21 protein-coding genes and 2 pseudogenes are annotated in these 24,790 nt (G+C 67.0%); 14 read left to right on the top strand and 9 right to left on the bottom strand.

Annotation, left to right across the window (positions count from 1 at the left end; translation table 11 throughout):
- Window positions 1-1,148: 1,148 nt before the first annotated feature.
- The 7 genes and pseudogenes from J8403_RS00235 to J8403_RS00210 all read left to right on the top strand — a co-directional run bounded on the left by J8403_RS00235 (window position 1,149) and on the right by J8403_RS00210 (window position 6,994).
- Window positions 1,149-1,412: a helix-turn-helix transcriptional regulator gene (locus tag J8403_RS00235; RefSeq protein WP_211121265.1), complete on the top strand. Its 264-nt coding sequence runs from the start codon at window positions 1,149-1,151 to the stop codon at window positions 1,410-1,412.
- A gap of 200 nt (window positions 1,413-1,612) precedes the next feature.
- Window positions 1,613-2,008 (top strand): annotated as a pseudogene (locus J8403_RS43285) (DUF6083 domain-containing protein); the annotation flags it as partial.
- 93 nt (window positions 2,009-2,101) lie between these two features.
- Complete coding sequence (locus J8403_RS43280; RefSeq protein WP_237510433.1) at window positions 2,102-2,494, top strand: hypothetical protein; 393 nt, start codon at window positions 2,102-2,104, stop codon at window positions 2,492-2,494.
- Window positions 2,491-3,063, top strand: a complete 573-nt coding sequence (locus J8403_RS00225; RefSeq protein ID WP_211121263.1) for a hypothetical protein — start codon at window positions 2,491-2,493, stop codon at window positions 3,061-3,063. The genes J8403_RS43280 and J8403_RS00225 overlap by 4 nt, the downstream gene beginning before the upstream one ends.
- A 56-nt stretch (window positions 3,064-3,119) precedes the next feature.
- On the top strand, window positions 3,120-5,441 hold the full coding sequence (gene recD2, locus J8403_RS00220) for an SF1B family DNA helicase RecD2 (RefSeq protein WP_211121262.1): 2,322 nt from the start codon (window positions 3,120-3,122) through the stop codon (window positions 5,439-5,441).
- A 120-nt stretch (window positions 5,442-5,561) separates the two neighbouring features.
- The gene (locus J8403_RS00215) at window positions 5,562-6,005 is read left to right on the top strand and encodes a hypothetical protein (protein ID WP_211121261.1); all 444 of its coding nucleotides are present in this window, start codon (window positions 5,562-5,564) and stop codon (window positions 6,003-6,005) included.
- 107 nt (window positions 6,006-6,112) lie between these two features.
- Window positions 6,113-6,994: a hypothetical protein gene (locus tag J8403_RS00210; protein WP_211121260.1), complete on the top strand. Its 882-nt coding sequence runs from the start codon at window positions 6,113-6,115 to the stop codon at window positions 6,992-6,994.
- 83 nt (window positions 6,995-7,077) lie between these two features.
- Here the strand turns inward: J8403_RS00210 and J8403_RS00205 are convergent, their stop codons facing one another.
- The 5 genes from J8403_RS00205 to J8403_RS00190 all read right to left on the bottom strand — a co-directional run bounded on the left by J8403_RS00205 (window position 7,078) and on the right by J8403_RS00190 (window position 11,864).
- Window positions 7,078-7,632 (bottom strand): SUKH-4 family immunity protein, encoded by a 555-nt coding sequence (locus J8403_RS00205; protein ID WP_211121259.1) that lies wholly within the window; start codon window positions 7,630-7,632, stop codon window positions 7,078-7,080.
- A 45-nt stretch (window positions 7,633-7,677) separates the two neighbouring features.
- Complete coding sequence (locus J8403_RS00200; RefSeq protein WP_211121258.1) at window positions 7,678-9,204, bottom strand: nucleic acid/nucleotide deaminase domain-containing protein; 1,527 nt, start codon at window positions 9,202-9,204, stop codon at window positions 7,678-7,680.
- A 77-nt stretch (window positions 9,205-9,281) separates the two neighbouring features.
- Entirely contained in the window at window positions 9,282-10,046 is a 765-nt protein-coding gene (locus J8403_RS43275) for a WD40 repeat domain-containing protein (RefSeq protein WP_246585607.1), read from the bottom strand.
- A gap of 13 nt (window positions 10,047-10,059) precedes the next feature.
- Complete coding sequence (locus J8403_RS43270; RefSeq protein WP_246585606.1) at window positions 10,060-10,746, bottom strand: hypothetical protein; 687 nt, start codon at window positions 10,744-10,746, stop codon at window positions 10,060-10,062.
- Between the two features lie 239 nt (window positions 10,747-10,985).
- The gene (locus J8403_RS00190) at window positions 10,986-11,864 is read right to left on the bottom strand and encodes a nucleic acid/nucleotide deaminase domain-containing protein (protein WP_211121257.1); all 879 of its coding nucleotides are present in this window, start codon (window positions 11,862-11,864) and stop codon (window positions 10,986-10,988) included.
- 790 nt (window positions 11,865-12,654) lie between these two features.
- Here J8403_RS00190 and J8403_RS00185 point away from each other — a divergent pair.
- The 4 genes from J8403_RS00185 (at window position 12,655) to J8403_RS00170 (ending at window position 18,724) form a co-directional block, all read left to right on the top strand.
- Entirely contained in the window at window positions 12,655-13,176 is a 522-nt protein-coding gene (locus J8403_RS00185; protein WP_211121256.1) for a hypothetical protein, read from the top strand.
- Between the two features lie 461 nt (window positions 13,177-13,637).
- On the top strand, window positions 13,638-13,913 hold the full coding sequence (locus J8403_RS00180; RefSeq protein ID WP_211121255.1) for a hypothetical protein: 276 nt from the start codon (window positions 13,638-13,640) through the stop codon (window positions 13,911-13,913).
- A 295-nt stretch (window positions 13,914-14,208) separates the two neighbouring features.
- Window positions 14,209-18,249: a GDSL-type esterase/lipase family protein gene (locus J8403_RS00175; protein ID WP_211121254.1), complete on the top strand. Its 4,041-nt coding sequence runs from the start codon at window positions 14,209-14,211 to the stop codon at window positions 18,247-18,249.
- 262 nt (window positions 18,250-18,511) lie between these two features.
- A complete protein-coding gene (locus J8403_RS00170) occupies window positions 18,512-18,724 on the top strand; it encodes a hypothetical protein (RefSeq protein WP_211121253.1) in 213 nt (70 codons plus the stop codon).
- A gap of 47 nt (window positions 18,725-18,771) precedes the next feature.
- Here the strand turns inward: J8403_RS00170 and J8403_RS00165 are convergent, their stop codons facing one another.
- From J8403_RS00165 to J8403_RS00155, 3 genes are all read right to left on the bottom strand, one after another.
- Entirely contained in the window at window positions 18,772-19,767 is a 996-nt protein-coding gene (locus tag J8403_RS00165) for a DUF2461 family protein (RefSeq protein ID WP_246585605.1), read from the bottom strand.
- Window positions 19,768-19,984: 217 nt separating this feature from the next.
- Complete coding sequence (locus J8403_RS00160) at window positions 19,985-20,617, bottom strand: hypothetical protein (protein WP_237510411.1); 633 nt, start codon at window positions 20,615-20,617, stop codon at window positions 19,985-19,987.
- Window positions 20,618-20,695: 78 nt separating this feature from the next.
- A complete protein-coding gene (locus J8403_RS00155; protein ID WP_211121251.1) occupies window positions 20,696-21,364 on the bottom strand; it encodes an HNH endonuclease family protein in 669 nt (222 codons plus the stop codon).
- Between the two features lie 552 nt (window positions 21,365-21,916).
- Here J8403_RS00155 and J8403_RS43265 point away from each other — a divergent pair.
- A pseudogene (locus J8403_RS43265) lies at window positions 21,917-22,234 on the top strand (ribonuclease FAU-1 family protein); the annotation flags it as partial.
- Between the two features lie 240 nt (window positions 22,235-22,474).
- Here J8403_RS43265 and J8403_RS00145 read toward each other — a convergent pair.
- The gene (locus tag J8403_RS00145; protein WP_211121250.1) at window positions 22,475-22,693 is read right to left on the bottom strand and encodes a DUF6207 family protein; all 219 of its coding nucleotides are present in this window, start codon (window positions 22,691-22,693) and stop codon (window positions 22,475-22,477) included.
- 978 nt (window positions 22,694-23,671) lie between these two features.
- Here J8403_RS00145 and J8403_RS00140 point away from each other — a divergent pair.
- Entirely contained in the window at window positions 23,672-23,914 is a 243-nt protein-coding gene (locus J8403_RS00140; protein ID WP_211121249.1) for a hypothetical protein, read from the top strand.
- A gap of 13 nt (window positions 23,915-23,927) precedes the next feature.
- Complete coding sequence (locus tag J8403_RS00135; RefSeq protein ID WP_211121248.1) at window positions 23,928-24,599, top strand: helix-turn-helix domain-containing protein; 672 nt, start codon at window positions 23,928-23,930, stop codon at window positions 24,597-24,599.
- Window positions 24,600-24,790 lie beyond the last annotated feature (191 nt).

The raw sequence follows: 24,790 nt of genomic DNA, 5'->3' as shown, positions 1-24,790 counted from the left end.
TGCTAACTGACGTATTAGCGGTGGATTCACTCGTACGGACCACAGGGTGCACGTGCAGATGCAATGATTCTGGCCTCGGGCGCCGACCTCGAGCGGTGGGACCAGGGGGTTTACGACTCGCCCCAAACGGCCCTCTGCGTACAGAAGTTGCACCTTGCTGCCACCATCAGCATGCCACCGGCACCGCAGCCGGACCTGCCAAATCCCGGAAGCCGCAGATGAGGGCTGACTGCCGAAGCTCCAGTGATGCTCAAGAGAGGGTCCACTCGGCGGCGACCGGCGACCGGCGACCGGCGGACCTCAGGGCGACTTCCTCTCCGCACATGATGCGAGGGGTGGAGGGGGAGTCCGAAGAAAGTGGAACGCTGCCAGCGATGGTTGCTTCGCGGGCGTACCCGGCGCTGAGCCGTCATCAGCCTCAACCGTAAGCCGAGGGATCGGTCCAGCAGAGCACTTCGTCAGGGCCTTGTTCGTACAGGGAACTTTCCGGGACGAAGGGAGCGCTGGACTCCTGGCGGGGCGCGGGGGTTGTGGAGTCTGCGGACGACAGCCGGTGCGGAGGGTGAGAGGGGGCGGGGGAGCGGTGAAGGGATTCGCTGATGACGGCCCCATGTACGGTGGAGGCCGCGCAAGCGCGGCAGGTGTCGGCCAGTCGCCACAGGCCTCCGCTGTCGTTGCGGGTGAGGAGCAGGACCAGGGGGCCGTCGCAGCCTCGGTGCCGGGGATGCCAGCGGCAGGCGTATTCGCTGCACTGGCAGGTCCGCAAGTGGTGTGCGAGAGCTTCGTCGCGTGCGTGCTGGGCCAGGTGTGTCACCGCGCGAGCGTGGATACCCGGAGGCCCGGTGCTGACGGGAACCGGGCCGCAGTGGCCGCACAGCAGGTCCCGCCCCCAGGAGTGGGTGCGGATCTCCACTGTCCAGGTGCGCCGCCCCGGGCGCGTGGTCGTGCCGGATCCCATTCGCCGTCATCCTCCGTGCGTGCTTCGTGTCGCCGGCTCTGCTCCGCACCCCGTTTCCGGGATGGAGTGGGCGGGCTGGCGGCCGCACACGCTAGTGAAGACGTCTGTCCTGAGTATTCGGCGGGCACTCGCCGAAATAGGGCAGACCTCTACACTGACGGGGCAGGGTTGTGCGCCGTGCGATGGACCGGTGACGATCTTCCCGCCCGACCCCAACCTTCACGAGCTCCGCCTCGAGCTCTCCCGGCTGCGGGCCGCACGCGGATGGACCTACGACGAACTCGCCGCCCGCACCGGCCTGTCCCGCCGCACCCTCATCGAGATCGAACAGGGCCGCACCGTCGGCACCCTTGCCACCTGGCACGCCCTCGCCCACGCTCTCGGTGCCCCCGTCGACCACCTCCTGGGCACCCTCTGCACGGGGCACGAACCACCCGCCCCGCCGGCGACCTGACCCGGTCGTTCGAAACACGGTCCCGCCTCAGGCCCGCTGGGCCCGGCCGGCACGACCACCCGAACCAGCGGCGCCCCTCCGAACGACAGGCCGTAACAGGAACGTGGGTGCGGTGTGTTGCGGCTATGTTGCGGCCAGGCGGGGGACATCGGCGGCAGCGCTGCGCTTAATACGGCGTGTCGCCTGCCAGGTTGCCGCCCATGCACGCCACCAACACCTCTGCTGGCGACCGAGCCTGGGACGGCAGCTACAAACACCGCCGCCCCCCACGCTTCCTGCGCGTAGCCCCGGACAGCCCCACCCGCCTCCTGCGTACCGCCCAGCAAAGCCAATGCTCCGACTGCGGCAACCACATCGAGTGGTACGACCGAACAGCTGGCCACAACCCCATCCCCCTCCACCCCCACGAACTCCCAGCCACCGCCGTACCCCCACACCAGCGCTGGCACGTCGACACCGGTATCGCCCACCCATCCGGCGACGGCTCACCCTGGTGCCGCGTACGCCACCGCGCCCTATGCCCCGCCACCCCAGCCGAACCCACCAGCAGCAGCACCATGGACGCCCTGCGGCGCAGCCTGGCCCTCACCTCACGCCGCCTGCAAGACACCGGCCACTTCACACCACTCCCACCCTCGTGCGCTGACCCGCCAACACCGGACACGGCAGCCCCCGACGCCCGGCCGGTCGTGCAATTCCTCTGCCTGCGCTACCTCGCCCCCGGCCCCCTCGAACAGATCCCCTGCGTAGCCCAAACCCGCGCACGCAACCGCTGCCCACGCCCCGTCCTCGACCCCGATGCCCTCCCCGGCATCTGGATCCTCGCCCCCCTCCACCCCGACCACGACCCCGGCCACCTCCCGCTCAACGAACTGTGGCTGGCCCTCTACGACCTGACCCACCTGCCCTACAGCGAACAACTGCGCTGGCGCGCCCAGCGCTGCACCGCCCACGCCACCACCCCGGACGCCGCCGACATCGCCCGCACCACCTGGGAACCCTTCAACCCCCGCACCCACCACCAGCACATCCAGCACCACCTGCCCGCCCCACCACACCCCGCCCGCCAAGGCCGCGGATGACGGATTCCCACTCCCGCGTGCTGATCTGCGGCAGCCGCCGTTGGCCCTGGCCCGACACCATCACCACCCTCCTGGACCGCGCGGCGGGCCGTCACGGCAACGACCTCGTGGTCATCGAAGGCGCTGGCACCGGCGCCGCGAGCGCCGCCCACCACTGGTGCACCCTCCACGATCTGCCCGCCTGGCGCCACCGCTGCCACCCCCTCGCCCCAGCCCCCGGCCGTCGCACCCGCACCCGCTGCTGGAGCGAAGCCGAACGCAACCAGCGGATACTCCACGACGAAGGCCCCCGCCTGGTCATCGCATTCCACGAGAACTTCCACCCCGCCCACCCCGGTAGCACCAACGACATGAGCCGCCGTGCCCTCACTCTCGGTGTCCCCGTCTGGCTCGTGCCCACCGCCGACCCCGACAAAGGCCTGTGGCTGCACCTCAGCCACTACACCTGCCCGCCCCCTCCCGCACCCAGACCCGACCAGATCGAGCCCACCGCCGTTCCCCCCGCCCTCCCCGGCGCCAACTCGGCTCGTACCCACGTTCAATCGTGTCCCGCACCGACGTCCTCCTGACCCCGACCACCCTCCGACGCCGCGCCGACACACCTCGAGAAAGGAAGAAGCCTTCTGTGACCGCGCTACCCACCGCACCGCCCGCGGCCGGTGACCGGATCGACGGAGTCGTCGACCACCTTGTCCATGTCACCTACGACCACCACACCGTGCTCCGCTTGACCGTCGCCGACGACACACCCGACCCGCAAACGGTCACCGCGGTCGGGAAAGCCCTGTTCGGCACGCAGCCAGGGGAGAGCCTTCGCCTGACCGGCACCTGGACCCGCCACCCCCGCTACGGACGCCAGTTCAAAGCCGAGGTCTGCGAGCGCACCTGGCCGGCGACCCGGCGCGCGATGCGTCTCTACCTGGCCTCCGGACTGATCCACGGCATCGGCGAAACACTAGCCACAGCGATCGTCGACCGCTTCGGCGACCGCACCCTCCACATCATCGACACCGAGCCCCAGCGCCTGCTGGACGTCCACGGCATCGGCCCCACCCGCCTGGAACGCATCACCCAGGCCTGGCACACCCAGAAGGCCATCGCCGAGATCATGGTCTTCCTCCAGGGCCTGGGCCTCTCCGCCCACCTGGCCATCAAGGTCTACCAGACCTACACCGACGACGACCGCAACCCCATGGACGCCGTCCGCAACACGCCCTACCAGCTGTCCCGCGACATCCACGGCATCGGATTCGAAACCGCCGACCGCATCGCCCTGGCCGTCGGCATCCCCAAACAAAGCGACCAACGCCTCCAAGCCGCCCTCCTCCACACCCTTAACGCAGCCCGCGCCCGAGGCGACTGCCACCTGCCCGAACGTACCCTCCTCGCCCGCACCCGCCACCTCCTCACCGACGACGATCCCACCATGACGGACATCCTCGAAGACCCGGTCCTGCGCCAGGCCCTGGATACCCTCCGCGCCCGCGGCGAGACCGTCATCGAATCCCTGCCCGTACCCGTCCTCGAAGACGCCGACGTCTACCGCGCCGTCACAGCTGTCAGCCTCACCTTCATGCACCGCGCCGAGACCGGACTGGCCCAGGACATCCAGCGCCTCCACCACGCCCCGCCCACCCTGGCCGAGCACACCGACTGGACTAGCCTCCTGGCCCAGGCCGCCCCCAAGGACCTGACCGACGAGCAGCAGCAGGCCGTCCTGACTGCGCTCACCACACCGGTGTCGGTCCTGACCGGAGGCCCCGGCTGCGGCAAAACCCACACCCTGCGCACCCTGGTCACCCTCGCCGACCAAGCGGGCCTCACCATCGCGCTGGCCGCCCCCACCGGCAAAGCCGCCAAGCGCATGGAGGAGACCACCGGACACCCGGCCACGACCGTCCACCGCCTGATCAGCTCCCCGCCCGCTCCGACCGACCAGTCTGAAGAGGCCACGAGGCTGGAAGCCGCCGACCTCATCGTCATCGACGAAGCCTCCATGCTCGACGTCCAACTCGCCGCCCGCCTCACCGTGGCCATCCGCACCGGATGCCACCTGCTCCTGGTCGGCGACACCGACCAACTCCCCAGCGTCGGCCCCGGCCGCGTCCTGCGCGACCTCCTCGCCGTCCCCGACATCCCCCGCACCCACCTCACCCACATCTTCCGCCAGGACGACCAAAGCGCCGCCATCATCGACAACGCCCACCGCATCCTGCGCGGCCTGCCGCCCCTCCCCGCACCAGGAGTCTTCGGCTGTCACCCCCTGGAAAACCCCGACACCATCGCCGAACACGTCGTAGAACTCGTCACCACCCACATCCCGCACCACTTCAACGCCGTACCCGACGACATCCAAGTCCTCTGCCCCGCCCGGCGCCACGCCACCGGCACCCTCGCGCTCAACGCCCGCCTGCAGGCCCGCCTCAACCCACCCGCGCCCGATAAGCCCCAGCACTACCACGAGGGGCACATCTTCCGCCTCGGCGACCGCGTCCTGCAGGTCCGCAACCAGCCCCACCGCGGCAAGAACGGCGTCTTCAACGGATCCACCGGCACCATCACCGCCATCGACCCCGAGATCCACCAGCTCACCGTCACCCTGACCGACGGCGAGTCCATCCCCTACCTCTTCGCCGACCTCGACGAACTCCTCCACGCCTACGCCCTGACCGTCCACCGATCCCAGGGCAGCGAATACCCCTACGTCGTCATCCCCATGACCACCTCCGCCGGCCAACTCCTCCAACGCAACCTGCTCTACACCGCCGTGACGCGCGCCAGCCGCGGCGTCGTGCTCACCGGACAAGCCACCGCCGTACACCGAGCCCTGACCAACACCCACACCCGACGCCGCTTCACCGCACTCGAACATCGCATCCGCCAGCAAACCGCAGCCACCCTCCAACCGCGCGTCATCCAGGCAGCGGGACAACTTGCCTTGAGCTAGGGGATCCGCCTCAGGAACAACGTGCATGTCGGGAGACATCCGCTGTGAGCCACAATGCTGCGCCATCGGTTCCCATGACCTGTCCGCACGGCTGCTGCCGCAGCGCACTACAGTCCAGGCATGGACCCTGATACCGAGCTGCCCCACGACCCCGGCGGGGAGGGACAGCTGCCCACGGGTATCAAGCGGGAAATCCGTAACCGGACTCTAGCGAAACAGATTGCCGAGAGAGGCCAACTGACGTTCGGGCGAGACCGGGTGCTGGACTGCCTCCTCGCGGTAAAGCTGCCCGCCTCAGCCCGCAAGGCCCTGACCGCGGCGGGGCCAGGACGGGCAGCCCATGTCGCGCTTTCGGGGATCGAAACGCCGCAGGAAGCCCGCATCCACCTGTCGGTGGAACCCGCCGAGACACCGAACCTCGACGACCTCCCCTTGTGCGCCCGCGAAGCGCTGGCACCCTTCCTCACCACCCTGGCGTTTCCGGTGAGCGGGCACGGCACCGTCGATGAGCGCCTGCTCAACACCGGGCCGGTGCCACTGACGAAAGCGCGGCCTCGCACATGACGCGCATGCCACCCCGAGCAGAGACACAGACCACGTCCCGCGACGTCGTCGCCCGCGGCCGCGTCGGCGCGCACGCTCTTCCTCCGCTGGTCCCATACGTGCCGCCGATGGCCCGCGAACCGGTGTACTGCCCGTGCGGCCGCTCGGGTCCCACCGCTGAGTCCCTGTGCCGGCCCTGCCGTCAGCGTGCTGTAGAGGAGCACGGCGCGCGCCTTGCCGGGCTCCTCGCGCATGTCACCTACGACCATCGTGCAGTCCGCCTGAGCTGGACCGGCCCCGACGACCACCCCAGCGCGTTCACCCCACGCGTGCACTTCACCGCTCCCGACGTCCTTGACCCGTATGGGGCGACCATCGCCTTGCGCTGGTTCGACCACTGGGCCGACGGCCAGCTCATCGCCGCGTGCGCGGCCGGAGCCGATGACGAGCATCTGCTGGCACTGTCCGTGGCCCAGGCCCACTACGCTCTGGCCACGCTCGCGGTGCACGAAGTGGGGGAGTGGTACACCTACCGCGGACACCAGGTGTATCCGCCCCACCGGCCCGACCCCTACCTGCCGCACGACGAGGACGGCGGCCCCGACGGCAACGGGCAGGTCGTCCTGTGGCTCACCTACGGCGGTGCTTCTGGTCCCACCGGCGACAAGCCCCGAGCCAGCGCCATCCCCTGCGTGGCTGGCCGACCCGTGAACCGGGACGATATCGGCACTCTGCCGGGACAGACCCTGATCCTCGCCCCACACGCGATCACCGTGACCCCACCGCGCACCACCCGCACGGCCCATACTCCCTGGACAAACCCCCGGGACAGCGAAGACCCAGTGGAACTGGCGCTGCGCGACATCCACCAAGCGATGGTGATGTCCGAGCTCTCCGTCGTTGCCGCACACTTGCACCTATCCGGCGCACCCGTGCTCGCCCAAAACCCCGACCCGCGCCAGGGCGGGGACGGTATCGCCTGGGCCGCCTTTCTCACCTACGACGGATGACTCCAGGCAGACTTCGACGCACGCAGTGGTACCCCCCCAGCGCACGGTTCGCCGCCCAGCAGCGGGGTGGTTCCAGTGTCTGTCTACCAGATGCCTTCGATGACCTCGTCGAGGATGAGGTTCCACTGTGATTGCTCGTTTTCAAACGGCAGTGTGTCGAAGGCTTCGATCTGCGCTCGCAGCTGGTCGGCTTGCTCTTCGATGTCGGCGTCGTCATCCCGCTCTTGTTCGTCGAACTTTTTGAACAGGTGCAGGGCGTAGACGAGGGACTCGACGTCGCGGTGGAGCTGTGTGTAGGAGTCCAGGGGTTCACCCTCGCCGAATGCGTACACCTTGCCGTTCTCGGGGTCGAGGGCGATGACGGAGGCGGAGAAGTAGCCGAGTACCAGCCATGCCTGGCACTCCTTGGGCAGGGTGCCGTCCTCAGGTCCGAACCACTCGGCCAGGCTGACCGACTCGTCCTGGCCGACGCTGGCCTTGGACTTGAACCACTCCTCATCCGGGAGGCCGACGCTGCTGAGGAAGCTGGCGGTCCGTGTGTTGAGGCGGTTGTGCGGTGACTCGTAGCGCGGGAAGTACACGACGCCCGACAAGCCGAACGTGCTGATGAGTTCGTCCGGGGAGACAGCGAAGCTCATGCGGGGACCTCAGTGTGTTTCGTTACGGGGGAGTGGAGGCCGATACTAGCGGCCGTGGGCTTTCTGGAGCTCCTCCATATATTTCTGGTGCTCCAGGTCACGGCGATGCCGGGGGACGGTCTGGTCGTAGTCGTTCGTGTGATGCACCGTCTTGGCCTGCGGGAAGTGACGGTCCAGCCACCGGTCGCAGCTGGGTTTGAGCTGACAGGGCTCGCGTTCGGTGAAGACTTCTTTGAGGCCTGATTGCTTCCCGTTGTGCAGGAGGGGATAGCCGATGGAGCGTTCGGAGTGCATGCTCTTCTCGCTGTAGCCGACGAGGATGCTCTCTCCTTTGCCGTCAGGGTCGATGTAGCGGCCTGCGGCGTAATTGTTCCCGCTGTAGTCGTTACGCGCATAACGGGCGGCTTGGGTGGTCTGCCCGAGTTCGTCCGTGTAGGGGTCGACCTTGGTGGAGCGGACCTTCCCGGTGTGGGTGTTGGGAACTTTGGTGTCGTCTTGATCGCGCCGTGTTTGGGGACGCCACACCTTGCCGTTGTCGAGGATGCCGCCGAGACGGTCCTTGTCGGTGCTGTCGAGGCGGTGCAGATCGCCGTCGGCGTCCAGACGCTGGACGGTTCCGTCGGTACTGAGCAGGTACATGCGCGTGTCGTTATCGCCCCTGCACCTGTCGATTTCCTCTTTGGTCTTCTCGTCGTTCTTCTTGTGCCCCTTCTTGCTCTCGTCGATCTTGCCGCCGTGCTTCTCCAGGACGTGGACGGTCTCGTCGGCCTTCTTGTCGACGGCGTCCTCGGCCTTGTCCATCACGGTGGCCAGCTTGTGGAAGCGGCTGTCTTTCTTCACCGAGCTGCGGCGCTTGGATCCGCCCGTCTTGTGAAGGCTCTTCTTCTTGTCGAAGTTGCGCTTGGTCTCGTCGTAGCCGCCTGAGGCCTTCTCGAACTCGTCGAACTCGATGACCAGGTCCTGCGCCATATCGGCGCTGCCGGCGGCGTAGCGGGAGAGGTCGTTGTCGTCGTGGGCGTCGAGCTGATCGGTGAACAGGGCCTCGATCTTGTCGAGGATTACCAGCTCGATCTTGTCGGTGACGATCGAGGCGATCTCGGAGATGGCGTGGTTGATTGCCTCGTGCAGGGCCAGGCGGCAGGCGGCGATGGCGCCGGCGCTGAGCAGGCCGCTCAGGCCGGCGGTGAAGAACATGCCGATGATGCCTGCGGTAGCGGTCGCAGCGGTGGCGCTCAGTTCGGCGATGCACGCGATCTTGCAGCCTTCGATGAAACCCGCGCAGTCGTCGAGAGCGTCGGCGAGAGCGTCGAGCGCTTTGACGAACGTGGACAGGTCCTTGGTGGTCAGCTTGCCCCAGCGCCGGTCGATGGCGTCGACGGTCTTGCCCTTGCTGCGGCCGGCGACGAGGTGGGAACAGGCCTTGTTGCCTTCCACGATGACATCGCGGATGCCGTCGGCCAGGTGGCGGTAGTCCTTCGCGGTGTCGCGGACTTCGTCTTCGTCGATATTGGGCCATGCGACGCCGACGAGGTCGAGCACCTCGACGAGGTCGTCGGGCAGCTTCTTCCCCACGTCCTGGTCCCCCCGTAAAGCCAACCAGCCCACACTTGTCATATAAATGACATGGCGTCAAGCAACTACCGCGCAGATCAAGCCCCTGCTCCCACACCAACGGGACGCAGACACACGACCATCTCGTCAGTGCCAACCACCAGCTGACCAGCGGCAGTTGCCGCGAGCGAAAGGACCGGCGGGCCGGGACGGAAAGTACGCACCTGCCCGGAGCCCGGAACGTGGTACTCAACCAGGCCATCCGCCCACGCGATGGCCAGTACGGCTCCGCCAGAGGTCCGCGTGGCAGTCAACGCCGTGACCGGAAACGGCCGGGCGGCAACAGGAGAATCCAGCGGCTCTCTGCCGGGGGACCAGGCACGCACCAGGCCATCCACCCCGCCGCTGTACAGCAACGGCACAGCTTCCTCGCCCTCGGACACCCCCAGCTCAAGGACGGCCAGTGCAGTCACCGGCCCCCGATGCAGAGAGGCCACACAGGGCTGAGGCACCGTGCTCTGCGGACCGAAAGCATGGACGGAGCCGGTGCTGTCACCAGCAGCCAGGCACGTGAAGGATGCTCCCAGGGCGCGGCCGGGATGCCGGGACAGATGCTCCCGCGCCGTCTCGGCCAACTGCTCGACAGGCGTTGGCTTACTGGACAAAAAGGCCTCGATCCCCGAGGGCCTCGGTGCCGAAGGGACGCGCTCAACGTCCAGATGGCCCTGCCGGTCCAGCGCGAGCACCGTCCCGTCCGGCAGCGTGGTCAGCGTGCCCGCCGAAGGAATGGGCCGCGGCAGGCGGCCTGAGGGGCTCCCGTCAGCCGCGCTGATCCTGCGCACGACACCCTTATGGTCGGCCACCAGGAGCTCGCCCTCAAGGCACTCCGTGCCCAGCCGCCAGCGCGAAGGCGGGACCGGGCCACGGAGGGCTGACATCGCCGCTGACCCGGCTCCAGACCATGCGCCAGGGAGCGTCGGCAGCAAGCGCCGACAGATCCTCTGACAGCCGCGGGTCGGCCCTGTCACCGAGGGCAGCCTGGAGGACCAGTGCACGGTGGGGTGGGCGTGACTCGTTGCTGAGGGACTGGCCGGCGCGCAGCCAGGCGGTACGCAGCCCTGCGTGATCCGTGTAGCTGGTCTCGTACCAGGTGGTCACCTTCAGCGGGTCTCCGCTGATGACCTGGGCGGGATCATCTAAATCCGGCTGGCTTCCTCCCTCAGTGGCTTCCGCGTCCGGCTCCGGAGACGGTGCGGTCATGGGCATAGCGGCCCGCCAGGCCGCCAAGCGCTCAAGATCGGTCCACTGACCATGATCGAGGTCCATCACGGCAGGCGCGCGCGAGCCCAACCGTAGGGCCGCGGGACTGCCGCTGACCGCTTCGACCAGCAGACGTACGTGCCCAAGCCCCACCAGCGCCACCGCGAGATCGCCAAGTTCCTCAGGGGCCGCGGAACCATCCAGATCCGGCAATACGATCGTGACCGCCCGCTCGTCGGCTGCCAGAGCTGCCACCAACTCCCCGGGAGCGCGTGCGACCACCCCCAGCTGATCAGCCAGCATCCACACTGCCCCTCGCACCCCAAGGCCCTGCAACGGGACCACCGCGTGCACCCGGCGCTCCGGCGGCGTACCGGGACGCGATCCATGCGCCACCAACCAGGCCAGCAAGGCGGACTTACCGCAGCCAGTGCTCCCCGTGACCAGGCACATCCGAGGTGCCGCCGGGTCGGCCAGCCACGCCAGCAAAGCAGCCGCCGCCGGCTCCCGCCCGGCCGCAGGACGCTCCCACTTCTGGTCGTTCACTGACGCTCTGCCTGCTGGGCGGCGAACGTGATCAGCCCCCTGAGACCCTCCTCACGCGAATCCGCGTCGGAGCCGTAGTCAAAGCTGTGCGTGAATTCCGCATGCGGAAAAGTACGCTGCAGCCACACCGCGCAATAGTGCCCCGGCATCATGCACGGCGCCAGCTCGCAGTACACCCGGCGCACCTGCTCGGGAGCAACGCCCTCGGCGGACAGGCGCTGCCACACCAACTCCTCCGGATGGGCACGCCCCGGCCCGGTCGCGTCCGTCACGATCTGCTTTCCGCCCGCAGCGTCGATGTACTCGAACGCCGACGAGAACGGGAAGTTGAGAGTGTGCCGCACATCGTCCAGGACCCGCCGCCACCAGCTCTCGCGCTCCACGAACGCGGCATCATCGAGCTGGCGCAACTCCGCGTTCAGCTCCCGAAAGGCCGCTGCGGCCACCCCCAGCCCAGGGGAGGCGGCGATCACCGGCATCCGGCGATCAAGCACCGCAAGCGCCGCAGTGAACGCGGCAACGTCAGAACTGACGAACACATCCTCCTCGTCATGTCCGAGAAGCACTGCCTGCACGGCGCCATCAGGCCGCACGCACAGCTGGGCATAGCCGTCCGTCCCGATCCGCACCCACCCCTCCATCTCGGCAGACGGCGCAGGCAGATTGTGGTGGCCGGCGAAGACGGCGAGGGAGATGGCGTCTGACGGGCTGGCGGCTGTGAAGTACGGGGCAACGTGCAACGGCACACCCGAGCCTTCAAGCCTCTCGAGGACAGCCTCGGGCAGCCGGGCCCCATACACACCGGAAACGCTGAACCGGCGCATCCCATCCGTCCCAAAATGAGCCACGGAAGGATCCGAGGCAGGCTCAGACATCAGATACCTCTCACAGCAGGCCAGCAGACGGCATAGACCCTAGTCGGCACGCATGCCGTATCAGAACCAGGCGATCGCCATAGAGGAACTCCACAACCTCACGTCGATGCGAGGAGAGGCCGTCGGCCTCAAGCTGCATGGCATGCACCGCCTGGAGCAACTGCGCCGGGGTGCGGATGAATTCCGATCAGAGGACCGGGAGGCTCCATCGCGCCGGTGCTCTCCGACCAGGTACCGCAGGCGCATGCCCGTCGGCTGGGCATGGTGCTTGCTGACTACTCCGTTCCGGGCCGACGGCACAGTGGTGACCCCGCTGCGTCGGCTGCGGAGGCACATGCCCGCGGTCCCGGTAACCGACGCGCCCCTGGAGCTGGACCGCGCTCTTGAGCCGATCGGGGCGGCGGATCTCGCTGACCGCGTCGTCAATAGTGCAAGGCGGACACGTCATCGCAGCAGCCCAGCTAGCGCTACATCTCGGTGAAGAGTGATGCCTGACTGCAGACGATGCCGTTTGTGACGAAGGACACAGAGTGACTGTTGGTAGTGGTTTAGACCTCATCTGCTGAGGTGATTTGTTGCGGTGGACCTCGCGGGGGCAGGTGTCGTTACCGTAGGTCACCAAAAGGCGGGCTGGCGTGGGTGGTCGTCGGTCGCCAGTCTTTTCGGAATCTCATTCGATCCGTAGTCTCAGGCCCGCCTTCAAGGGCTGCCGCGCGTCTGAACCGGGGGGTTCAAGCGAGTTTTCTTCGCGCAGTCCTGATTCTGTTTCACTTCATGGGAGGGGACACGTATGACCAGCAGCCGGAGGTCTGGCTTAGGCGCCGCTGTAGCAGCGGTTTCGATTGCTGCCCTGGGGCTGATTGCCCCGCAAGCAGTGGCCGCTGACACGTCGCAGCCCAGCGTCAAGGTTTCGGCTCAGGCCGACGCCACCACGCGTGCAATCGCTGCGCAAAATCCCGAGAAGGTCCAAGCGATGGCCGTTCTCTGCGGATCGGGCTACGAGCTCTACAGCGTCGATCTGCTGCCTGACGATCGGAGGTTCGGGACCCTTTTCAGCTATGTCAAGGGTGGTACCGGACCGAGCAACTACGCCTGTGCGCTCTTCGACAACAACCTCGAGGGCGCCAGGTACATGAAGCTCAAGATCTGCGAGAACAAGGTGTCCAGCCCCAGGTGCGACACCGATGAGGGAAACTTCACTCAGTACGCCGGTCCGGTACGCATGAACAACTGTCCCGAGATCACTGCGATCATGAAGAACAGCAGCGGCGTGGCGATCATCGACGCGGTACGCGGCCCCTTCTGCGGCTGAGAATTGACCCTGCGCACGAGAATTGTGCGTCGACCGCACGATAATCAGGTCCAAGTCACGTTGCCTAGCAGTGGAACGGAAACATGCACACACCGGCACAACACTCCGCCCTCACGCGCCGTCGGCCGGGAGCACGCGGTTCGGCACTCACTCTCACCGTGCTGATGTTGTCAGCCGGCGTCCTCACCACTGCGTGCGGCGCCGATGGGGATGACTCGAGCGCTGCCACGGCACCGCCCTCAAGGGCCTTGAACGCCCCAGAATCACCTTCCTCATCGGGCGCTGGCGACCCTTCCGCATCAGCGGCAGGAAGCTCCCCCACTCCTCAGACGGCTGAGCAGAGAGCCCAAGAGGAGGCAGGCAAAGAACGGGCCGCTGCGGCTCCAAGCGGCGTTCCGGTCACGCCGGGGGAGCCCAAGGAAGGCGAGCACTTCAGCCATCCTGTGACGAGGCAGGGGGATGTGACGGTCTTCAAGCCCGTACGCAGCGGATCCGCTTTAACGGTGCCGATAAAGATCACCAATCGTGGCGATCAACGTGCGTTCTACGAAGTCGCCGTCCGCGTTACCGGCGATCATGGCTTTGATGCGACGGTTCGCATGAAGAGCGAAGCGGTCGGCCTGTATCCCGGGACTTCGTGGCCCGCCGAACTCACCGCACGGGATTCTGGGAGCCCGGTTCCGAAGAACCCCCAGGTGACCATCGTAAAGAGCACCAAGTCAAAGCATCTCCGCTGATACCGAGGCGACTCCCGCGTCAATAAGACGCGGGAGTCGCCGCGTCGGTATCTCCACCATGTCCCACCGTGTATACATGCATGAGTGGGGCATGCCTGCACGCTCACCTACGTCGCGAGTCCGCAGAAAACCGTCCAACCAGTCGTCCAGGACCTCGGACGGATTCTCCCAATGCCCCGTCAGGCGAACCGAAAAACGGTAGACGCCTTGATCAGTGTTCCTCCCAGCCACCATCCGTGGCCGCGCGTGGAAAGACACGGGGACGGTAAAGCATCCATACGTATGGAGTTGAAGCATGAGACGAAGTAGACGCAGACGTGCTCGCTTATCGGTGACCACAGCCGTCACCCTGGCACTCGTCGCCGGCGCCACCACTGCCCAGGCGTTCGCGGCCGACGGCCCGGCCGTTCCGCGGAACGCCGCCAACGGCTGGAGCAACCCTGCCGCGGACGATGCGGACAGTGCCAGGCCGGGAGACCGGCCACAGTCGGTCCCGGTCAAGGACCGAACCGCGACACTCGGCAAGAACTACCGAACGTCGAATGACACAGCGTGGACGACCTCGGGAGACGGAACCGGATTCCATCTCCTGACCGCTGTGGAGAAGGACGGCTACCGCTGGCGGACCGCCGCTTCGCTGTCGGAGACCGGGTTCGACACGGACACATGGATCGGCAACGCCTGCGTGACCGCCTCCGGAAAGTACGCCGCCGTCGCCTACGCGCCGCGTACTTTCACGAACAAGCCCGAGATGATGACGCGCGGTGCGTTCACCGCGGTCGTCGACCTGGACAGCGGAACGATCACCAAACTGCCCTTCCAGGCAACTCTCGGCTACTTCTCTCCTGGCTGCGGTCACGGGGATGATGCGGTGTTCACCGCACTGACGGACGACTCGGCGAAGAGCGAGAAGACCCGCCTGGTCACCGTCGACGCCGCCACCGGCAAGGTGGAGACCAAAACTACCGTGCCCGGCCAGGTCACCTCCGCCATCCCCGTCAGCGGCGGCATCGCTGCGGCACGCGGTAACCACATCGTCAAGGTGAACGGCGACACGGTGCGTGAGGTCGCCACCACGAAGGCAACCCCGTTCGAGCTCAAGGCCGACGCCGACGGCGGCGTCACCTTCATCGACCGTACGCCACGCGATGCCAAGGCCCTCAAGAGTGCGCGCGCGGCCGCGGACGACACGGCGACCGTCTCCCGAGTGACGGCGGAGGAACTGCGCAACGGCGCCGCGAAGACTGAGCCGTCCTCCCTCGCCAAGGGCCGGCTGATGGAATTCGACCTGTCCGCAACTCCCGCGGGGCAGGTGTACGTCACCGGCAAGGCGACCTCTACCGGCCGTGCCGCCAAGACGCTGCACAACCCAGGCGGTCTGGCCAAGGACGCCCTCGTCTCCAGCCGCGGACAGGCAGCTGTCACCTCGCGCTGGGCAGACGGGAAGGACTCCCGCATCAGGCCCGAGGAGGCACTGACCGAGCGGACCGTCCGCACCACCCTGAAGACACTGGACACTGGCAGGACTGCGGTTCTGGACGCCATTCCGGGCGACCGAATCGGCGGAGCGAAGTCGGCACGTGCGGGCAATGAAACCTCCCCCGTGCTCGCAGCCGCGGGCTCCGACAGGCGACAGCGGATCGGCGGGACCGACGAGCCGGACCGCTACTGCTCCGTGCCACGCGGCAACGCGCAGAAGCAGGCGTTCCAGCCCACCCCGCGCCAGATCGAGTGGGCAGTGGACCAGGCTGTCGTCGGCAAGCTCAACAAGGGAGCCACGCGCGCGGCAAACTGGAAGAACACCGGCATGGCCGCCTACGCGCCGCAGACGCTGTTCCCCCTCACCACGCTCAAGGGCGGCTCGGGGGCGGACTGGCACGTTCCCGCGCAGGTGATGCTCGGCGTCACCGCGCAGGAGTCGAACATGTGGCAGGCCGCCCGCACCGTGGTTCCGGGCGTGACGGGCAACGCGTTGATCGGTAACTACTACGGCATCAAGTACTCGGCCAGCGGCGATCAGAAGGACCCATGGGCGATCAACTTCGCTGACGCCGACTGCGGTTACGGTGTCACCCAGGTCACCGACGGCATGCGCATGCACGGCAAGGAGAAGGATCACGAGAAGCCCAAGACGACCGTGCAGCAGGAGGCCGTCGCCCTGGACTACTCCGCGAACATCGCAGCGGGCGTGAACATCCTGATCGAGAAATGGAACGATACCCGCGCCGACGGACTCACCATCAACGGCGGTGACCCCAAGTACATCGAGAACTGGTTCTACGCGCTGTGGGCCTACAACGCCGGCTACTACCCCAAGTCGACGGCAGGCAGCAACTCCGGGAAATGGGGCGTGGGCTGGACGAACAACCCCGCCAACCCGCTGTGGAAGGCCAACCGCCCCCCGTTCCTGGAAGCAGGCGGCGGCAAGGACGACTACTCGCACGCCTCGCACCCCCAGGACTGGCCGTACGAGGAGAAGGTCATCGGCTGGGCCGCACGCCCGATCTCGGCCATGTTCGCTCCCGGTGACTTCCAGCCCGGATACCGCGCCGCTTGGTGGAACACCACCGAAGCCCGCACCCGGGCGAAGCCACCTCTCGGACAGTTCTGCAACGACTCCAACAACTGCGATCAGTTCAAAATCGGCACTGGCGCGTCCAACGACACCGGCAAGGGCCCCTGCACGTTGCCCGGCGACGTACCCGGCGACCCGGATGCCAGCAAGAACCCGCTGTATCTGAAGTGCTGGTACCACGAGCCCGCCTCGTGGAAAGACTGCAAGAACGCGGAGTGCGGCAACCCCATCCACCGGTTCGATGACACCTATCCCGAGCAGCCGGATGCGAACTCCTATCCGCCACGCTGCAACACCGGCCTCCCTGCCGGGGCGCTGATCGTGGACGACCTGCCCAACGGCACAGTCCCGGCGGGATCCTCGAGCCGGTGCGGCGCGGTCTCCTCACAGGGCTCATTCGCCCTCGACTTCGCCACGGCTTCAGGCCGGATCGACATGCACCAGATCGGCGCGGGAAACGGCAACCACTTCTGGTTCGCCCACACCCGATCCAAGATCGACGACAAAGACGGCGGGCGCCTGTACGTCAAGGGCACCTGGACCCTGAACTCCTCCAAGCGCGGCTGGATGCGCGTCTACGCCCACATGCCCGACCACGGCGCCCACACCCGTCAGGCCACCTATCTGATCGGCGGTACCGACTCGACCAGCCCCTACCGGGTACACCCCCAGCGAGTGCTGGAGAACAAGTGGGTCGACCTGGGCGTGTTCAACTTCACCGGCACCCCAACGGTCTCGCTGGACAGCGACACCCAAGACGGCACCGGAGATGAGGACATCGCCTGGGACTCCGTGGCATTCCAGCCGCTGTCCGCGAAGCCGAAGAACTTCGTCGTCGCGATGGGCGACTCGTACTCCTCAGGTGAGGGTGCGACCGAGCCGGGCGGCAAGGACTACTACGCCGAGTCGGACTACTACGACAAGACGGAACCGAAGTCGAAGAACTCCTGCCACAGATCCAAGATCGCCTGGTCGCGTCAGGCAACCCTGCCGGGCTACAGCAAGTCCATCGGCGCGCTGGCCGACAGCCTGGACGCCAACATGGACTACCACTTCATCGCCTGCTCCGGCGCCCGTACCTTCAATATCCTCAACACAGGCAGGAGCAGCGAACTCGCACAACTCAAGCAGGGCTACCTCGACCAGAACACCAGCCTGGTCACCCTGTCCGTCGGCGGCAACGACGCCCGGTTCACCGACATCGTCAAGAAGTGCGTCCTGTCCACCATATGGAACTGCCAGGCCGAGTCGCTGGACAACATCAACCCGGACAACGGCGAGAAGACCGGTGGCGACACCGGACGGCTGGAAGAATGGGCGCCGAAGTGGCTCCACGAACAGATCCGGCCACGCATCACCGCAACGTTGAAGACGATCCACGACAAGGCCCCCAACGCCGAGATCGTCCTCATGGGCTACCCCAGGCTTCTGGAGGACAACGGTTCGTGCGTCCTCGGCATGGAGAACGTTGAGGGTAAATGGCTCAACAGCGTCGCCGACATCCTCGCCGACGAGATGAAGGGCGCAGTAGACGACGCCAACTCACAGTACAAAGCCAAGGCGGTGTTCTCCGACCCGCGCGGAGTGTTCACCGGCAAAGCGATCTGTGGCGATCCGGAGTCGGTGCATGGCATCGTGATATCCGGCCAGGCGAAGGCGGACAACGACCTGCCCGAGCCGTCCATGCAGTCGTTCCATCCCAAGCCGGCGGGTGCCCGCCTGTACGCCGACTCCCTTGAGAAGACACTCAAGGACGAGTAACAACTGATCATGTGGAAACCGTGGGGTCCTGCGTACCGTACGCAGGACCCCACGGCCTATGGAAAGCGTGGAATAAAACATGTCCCGAGCGGTACAGCCCCTCAAGGGAGCGGCAGTCACGGCTGTGGCGGTACTCGTATGCCACCTCATCCTCAGCGCCGGTTACGCCGCCGCACGGGCCCAGAGCCGCGCAAACTCCGACGACTCATGGATACCCGACGAAATCCACCTGGTCACATTCGTACTGGGGATCTTACTCGTGATGCCGCTGCTGCTCTGGGCAGGAATGCGCATTCTCCGCGAAAGGGACAACTACCTGCTGATCATAGTCGGCAGTCTGCTCTGGTTGCTCGGAGCCGGATACAACCTCAACCACCTGAAGTACACGCCAGGCGCCCACCTACCCGTGCCGCTGCTCGCGGGCATGGTGGCCGCCGGGGCCCTCCTGGCCCCCGCCTCGCGGCTTTTCCGCTGACCACAGGAAGGCCGTATGGCCGTCATAGGTGTACCCCGGCAGGCACATCAGACCCGTGGGCATGAGCAGCCAGCCGAGCTTCCGGCGATACTCACCGCCTCGACCGCGAGCACACCGACATCCGCCGCAGTCCTGATCCCGACGCCGCCATCGGCACCTGGCTCTTCATCGCCACGGCCAGGCCCTGATGATGGCGACACGAGAAGGAGAGGACGGACAGCGACGGGACCCGAGCCGTCCACGCCAGCGCTGCGTCCGGCCGAGCTCAGGGCGCCCTCTACGCCGCCTGTGCGAGCAGGCGTCTGAGCTCGGTGACGGCCTGGGGAGAAAGGGTCCCGTACGCTTCCCTCTCCTCTCAGCGACGTGTGCCAGTTTGCCGGGCGGTGTATGCCGGCACTGGTTCTTCTCGAGTCAGGCGAGCTGTTCACATAACGGACCAGCCACGTGAGCATGGAGTCGAGATCGTCGGCGGCCGCGAGGACCTTGCCGACCACTTCAGGAGTGTGGAGCCACTCGTCGCAGCCGAGGGGTTGGGCAGCGATCAGTGAGCGGTGGCGCAGGAGGACCGTGCGGGAGTGGTCGGACGGATAACCTCGTGGGGGGCGCTTCATCACGTCCCCGGAGATGTCGTAGCCCTTCGCCTTCAAGTCCTCGACGATGGCTGAGAGTTCGTGGCCGCTTCCCTCGGCGGCGACGGCCTTGCGGAACATGGTGACCTGGCCAGGGTCGGGGTACCACCAGGCGCCCTGGATCCGCAGGCCGTCCAGGTCGGACCGCAGACCGATCTCGATCTTGCGGCCGAGCCGGATCACCGCGCCCTGGCGCTGCCACCACCAGGAGTTTGTGCGGTAGTGCCAGACGGAGAAGTCCTCGTACCGGGGATCGACGTCCGCCACATCATTCAGCAGGGCGATCATCGGCTGCCGGACGAGACGTTCGCGATCCGCGCGGTACTGCTCGCGCACCTCGCGTGACGGCTCGCCCTCCAGATGCAGCAACACGTCCATGGCGCGCTCCGGCCAGCCGGTGAACCGTCCGCTCATGCGGGCACCATAACCCACCAACCCACCCACGACTTTGACAAGGATGTAGTGCGACGGGGCAAGGAGGAGCAGCTCCACACGTGTGAGAGGTGTTGCCGTGGATCAGCGGCAGGGCAGTGCAGGAGAAGGCGCCCACCAGCCCTACGCATGCCCATCCCTCACAAGTTCCCGTCGAGGGTGGGGGCTTGTCGAGCCCTGTGCGATCGGCCTACAGCTCTCAGGAAGCAGAAGCCGCGCTGCGCTCAGCGGCACCAGCGACCGCGGCCGGGGCGGCAGCCGAATACAAGACGGACCTCTGCTGCTTGGTGCGGTGAGCTTCGCCCTTGGCGACGAGTGACTCGAGCGTGCTGCGCACGACCGTGGCCTTGATCTCGCGGTCCGGGAGGGCCTGGGTGAGGGCGGCGGTGACCTCGGCCGCGGAGCGCGGTTCACCGTGCTGGATGAGGTCACCGTGGATAAGGTCCCGGAGGGTGGGCGCACCCGCTTCTCGCACCCGCTTGGTGCGGTTCCCGCCCGACTCCGTTCCCTTCCGCTTGCCGCTGGCTGTGTCGGTCTTCTTCCTCGGCTTGCGCGTCGGCGACCGCTCCGCGGACTTCAGTGCAGCGGACGCACCATTCTCAGAGCCGCTGACGCCGGTGCTCTCCGGAACGTCACCGGTAGCTTCGTCGCCAAGGCTCTGCCGCATGCCGAGCAGCAGCGCCCGGTTGTTTTCCAGCACCAACAGCTGCTGCTGTAGTGCCGTGATCTCGGAGCTGAGACGTTCGTGGTCGGCGGAGTTGCGTTCGAGGTCGGCGGTGATCTGCGCCGCATATTGGGACTTCAGATTGGTGTTGTCGGCAGAAGTGTCCACCACAGGCTCCCTCGTCCGGGGCTTTTCCATGTTGGTGGTGGATGGTACCTCTACGCGATGGCTACGTGGCTACTGACTTCAGCGGGCAGGTGTGTAGGTGATGCGGGCATCGTGGCAGCTGTCCGCGAGGTCGGTGAGCGTGGTCACTTCGCCCGGGTCCGCCGACAGGCCCCAGCGGGACTTCACCACGGTCCACTCCTCGATGTACCGGCAGTGGGCTCCAGGGTTGGAGGGAAGCCACTGGTTGGGGTCCTGATCGGCCTTGGAGCGGTTCTCTCGAGCACTCACCGCGGCCAGGGACCTGGTGTCGCCGAGGTCGTTGGCGTAGTCCTGGCGTTTCTGCGCGGACCAGGTGGAGGCGCCGCTGTCCCAGGCTTCGGCGAGTGGCACCATGTGGTCGATGTCCAGGCTGCGGGCGCCTTGCACGTCGGTGTCGTCGTAGTACGAGTGCCAGATGCCGCCGCTGATGGTGCACCGGCCGGTGACCGTGGGCGGTTCGATCGCCTCGGCGAGCAGGACCTCGGCACGTGTGTTGCAGCCGTCTGTGTCCGCGTCCACCCAGTGCTTGAAGGCGATGCGTTCGTATCCGGTGCGGTCTTCCGCCGCAACGGGCAGTGCGGCAATGGCTTCGTGCAGCGTGGTGGTGACCGTCCCTACGGATGCCGCTGAGGCCGGCGCCACCGTACCGGCCAGAGCCGTGATGGCGGCAGCGAGCGTGAGAACGGTGGATCTGATGTGCAGCCGCATGGGCGTCGCCCCTCCTGTTTGAACCATCCGGTGCAACAACTACCGGGGCCGGGCAGAGCGACACGTGACAGACGCATCGAAGATTGCTTGAGAAGAGAGGTGGGCTCGTGCACGACGTTCACGGCTCACCGTCTGTCCTCTGCCATCACGCTGGCTTGCCCGCAGCGAGGTGAGCCATGGTGCGGTATAGGAGTGCCACCCGTACCGTCGCCAGAGCGCTCCCTGGAGCCCGACCCATTGGCTATCGCGAGCGCGGCGAACCGCCCTAGGCACTGGATAAGTGCAAAGGCTGCTTGGGCAAGCAGTCCCCGTGTGGCTTGCCGTCCGGCTGCGGACGGGACAGGAAGAAGGTGACAGGCAGTGCGGTACTTCGACGCCGGTGAGACAGTCGTGCGGCGCGATGTCTACCGGGGGCGGGTGTGGACTGAGAAGGCGCTTCGGGTTGTTGCCGACACGGGGGTGGCGCTGGTGACTGCCTGTTGTCCAGGGGCCGAAGCCCGTTGGCCGGTCCTTTACGTCAAAGCGCGTACGGAGAGCGACCGCGCGGTGCGGATGGAAGCGTTCGAGGCGATGGCGGCGGGGGAGTGGGAGCTTGCTCCCGGCGTGTGGCAGGACACCGAACTGTTGCGGTGGAAACCGCCGACGGCGTGGTTCAGCATCAATGCCTTCTTCGCCCCCTGCCCCGGCGGCACCTACCAGCTGAGGAACTGGTACGTGAACTTCGAGCACCCCATCACCCGCACCAACGGCGGCTTCGACACCTTCGACTTGGCCCTGGACCTGCTCATCGAACCCGATCTCACAGGCCGGCGATGGAAGGACGAAGATGAGTACGCACACGCACGTCGCCTCGGCATCGTCACCGACGCCCAGCACCAGGCCGTCGACGCCGCCCGCGTCCAAGTCATCGCGATGCTCGAGGAACGCCAGGGCCCGTTCGCCGAGGCCGTGGCGTGGACCGCCTGGCGGTGGACCCGGCCTGGCCACCGCCACGCCTGCCCCAGCACGACACCGTCGGCTGACGCATGGCGCCCAAGGACCTTCCCCGTGCCACGATGCCGTCGACTGGCCAGGGCTGGTCCAGCACGCTTCGGGCCAAGGTCACGACGCTTAGACCGGGTCGGAGGAGCCGGGGCGCCGGATGTCCGCGTACAGGCGGGCTCGCACTCCCGGCTCAGCCGCGACTCGCCGCACTGGTCCGATGCCGGATGTCGCCCACAGCTCATCCAGCCTGGACATCACCGCCACTGCGGTCTCCTCCTCCCGGGCTGTGATGTCCAGGACCACCAGGCCCGGCTCGCACACATGCACCTCGTCGATACTGTCCATGCTTTATGCGACGCTGCGGGTGCCGGGCCGGTTCACCGGCGGTATGCACATCACCCGTACGAGCACCCCCGTGCGAGTCGGTACTTACAGCCCGGAACGGCTTCGGCTTGCGAGGGTCTCGCGGCAGGTAGTTCCGCCGGTGCTGTCCGGAGGGTGCGGCTGCGTCTTGCAGGGCGCGGCTGTTGTCTGGACGCCACCGGCAGCCGCACGGCCGATGGTCCGGCAGCGTGCGGATGACCTGGAGGCCGGTGAGACGGGCGCGTCGAGGAGATCAGCTGACTTCTAGTGAGTGGCGCGGGGGTCTTACTGGCTGGTGAGCAGGTCGTGGCGGGCCGCCTGTTCATCCTCGAGTCGGTGGATACCGGCGCCTGTTCCAGTGCCTGACCAATGACGGTGGAGTCTTATCGGTGTGGCCGTCCGTGAGTCGTGGACGGCCACACCAAAGGTCGTCGCCGCTGCAACAGCTGACGACCGAATCCCCTGTTGCGTCGAGTGGCAACGGCCGGGGAAGCCTTGTGTGAAATGTTCGGGCCCGGGCGTCACACGCCCATGCGTGTGCGGGGCGCCGTATGCGCACGGCCGGGGCGGCGCGAAAGAGGGCCTGCTCGATCTCCCCCGTGGACGGCTGGGGTCATCTCCGCCTCCCCTCCGGATAGTTGCGCGGTGCCGTGACGACTTACCAGTACAGAAAAGCAGACGAGGGTGGGGGGCACGCAATGCTGATCAAGGCCGCTACGTCGGACAGATGCAGGTGCCGAACCCCGCATCGGTGGTACCGAAGCATCCGGTGACCTGCAGGCCTGCCTGATGGTGTTTCAACTCCAGCTGGGACAAGGTGAAATGGAAGCCCATTTACGCCTTGTCGCCGCGTCCCTTGACGGCCGACCATTTCGCTGAGGTCCCGCGTTCGCTGCGCTGCAACGCAGCGGATCCCGTGCCGGGGCCGAGTCGGGTGGCAACGAGCCGAGGGAGAAGAATTTGAACAACCAGATTCCGGTTCACCCGCTGTGTGTGGAGGGCCCCGGCCGGGCCGGCAGCACGCCGCTGCCGGCCCCTGCCGTGGCCGTCGTGATCGTGGTCGTGCTCGTCACTGCCGTGATGGTGGCCTGCCGGATGCCGCTGGAGACGGTCATCACCACCATCACCGCCGGTGGTCTCCTCGCGGTGGAGCTCCTGCGCCGCACTATCGCGGCCCTCGCGCCCCGTTCCCGGACCCTGTAGAAGGAGAACCGGAATGGGGCGCACCCCGAGCGCCCCCGCGGAGGCCGATCTCGCCGCCGAGCTGGCGCAGTGGCTGCGGTCACTGCGCCAACAGGCGGGACTGACCTACCAGCAGATGGCGCACAAGACACCTACAGCCGGCTTCGCACCGGCCACGCTCTGGCGGGCCGCCCGCGGTACCACCGTGCCGCGCTGGCCCGTCGTCGAGGCCTTCGCCACTGCCTGCGGTGGCGACCTGGAGCAGGCTCGCCGGATGTGGGCCGCTGCCACAGAGCAGCGCCGCTCCCTCCGCTCAGCCTCGCCGGGTATCCGCGGCGAGCCGGTCCTCCGTCCGGAATTCATCCACACCCCGGCGCAGCTGCTCCAGTCGATGCGCGCCATGCAGCTCGAGGCTGGCGGCCTGTCCTTGCGGGAACTGGAGGACAGGGCGATCTCCCACGGAGTGACACTCCTGCCGCACAGCACCGTGGGGGCGGTACTCCGCGGGGAGCGGATGCCCGCGAAGAGGCTGCTGATCCACTTTGTGGAGGCGTGCGGCGTCTCCCGCGCGCCCACCGGCGCCTGGGAGGACGCGTGGGACCGTGCTGACGCCTACCGCCAGTGGGCCACAGGCAATAGCCGCTCGGACCACCGCGGCGCGCCTGGCTCACGAGACGACCACCATCAGCACGTGAGAGCCGCCTGAATGCCCTGGTCAGGCGATTGGCCCCAGCCGCTCTCAGCAGCGGCTGGGGCCTTCGCTGAAGTCCCGGTTTCCTCGGCCCGGTCGACGCGCCGGAGTGAGCCCGGACGGACGGCCCTTCCCCGCCAGGAGGTGGCTGGTCAGTCGGTCAGGGCCCGGTAGCCGAGGTCCTTCCTTCGGGAACGGGGTGGTGC

The sequence above is a fragment of the Streptomyces yatensis genome, from assembly GCF_018069625.1.
In the GTDB taxonomy this organism is placed as follows: domain Bacteria; phylum Actinomycetota; class Actinomycetes; order Streptomycetales; family Streptomycetaceae; genus Streptomyces; species Streptomyces yatensis.
The sequence above is the reverse complement of the archived record's forward strand: the minus strand, read 5'-3'. Positions and strand labels throughout refer to the sequence as shown.